The sequence below is a fragment of the Escherichia sp. MOD1-EC7003 genome (assembly GCF_002965065.1).
Classification (GTDB): Bacteria; Pseudomonadota; Gammaproteobacteria; order Enterobacterales; family Enterobacteriaceae; genus Escherichia.
This window is the reverse complement of record NZ_PTRE01000313.1, coordinates 1-917: the sequence shown is the minus strand read 5'-3', so window position 1 is coordinate 917 and position 917 is coordinate 1. Positions and strand designations below refer to the sequence as shown.

2 protein-coding genes are annotated in these 917 nt (G+C 31.2%); both read left to right on the top strand.

The genetic code is table 11. The annotated features are described in order from the left end of the window. Positions 1 to 94, top strand: a 94-nt coding sequence (locus A7090_RS26935) for a hypothetical protein (protein WP_241957311.1), incomplete at its 5' end; no start/stop codon positions are given. A gap of 59 nt (positions 95 to 153) precedes the next feature. After that, positions 154 to 917: EpsG family protein (locus tag A7090_RS27450; RefSeq protein WP_157941509.1), on the top strand; the 764-nt coding region annotated here is incomplete at its 3' end.

The window sequence follows — 917 nt, the reverse complement described above, 5'->3', positions numbered from 1 at the left end:
GGTATTCAAGGCAGGGTTAAGACGTAAGATGAGAAAAGCCGCTATGGACAGAGACTACCTCGCCTCAGTCCTTGCGGGGAGCGGGCTTTCGTAATCTTGCCCTGACTCTAAACTAAAGTGCACTCAAAATATATTACCTTTAAAGAGATAAAAATGCAAATAAGAACCAGTAATTTATTGTATTTTATAGCGGTGCTGTGTGCTACCATTTTTGCTATAAAAATAATGCCATATTCTAACGACCATCAAGCATATTTGGATTTATATAAATTTACTATCTATGATTCATCTTATGAAAGAATGGAAGTCGGATTCAAAAGTTTTGTGGTGTTCTTTAAATCAATAGATTTTAGTTTTGAATTTCTTTGGCTTTTAATTGCGTTTACTTCCTTACTATTAAAGTTTTATGTGCTAAAGTCGTTTGATTCAAAAATCTCAGTGTTATTTTGGCTATATTTTTTATATTGCATGTCATTATTAGCTTTGCACGAGGGGACGCAAATACGCGCAGCTATTTCAATAGCCATAGGCATGGTGGGGTTCCGATGTGAAAATAAACGCTTTGGAATTTGCTTACTCCTATGTTCAGTAATGTTTCATTATTCAGCCATTTTATTCATCATCTTATATATGCTAAATATTGTAGCTAAACCGTATAAGTTTACTTGGTTAATTGTTGTTGTCTCTATATCAACAATAATGCCTTTACTTTTACAACAACATTCAAATATATTGGAGAGTGTTAATCCATTATTTACATTATATCTATATAATTCCGATAATACACAGGTAAATAAGTTTTCATTTACTTCTGTATTTGGTGTTGTATTTTTCATAATGAATTTTTTTCTTGGCAGGAGGCTTAATCTTTTTATTACCAATAATTTTTTTGATTTTAAGCAATTTAATTTATTTTT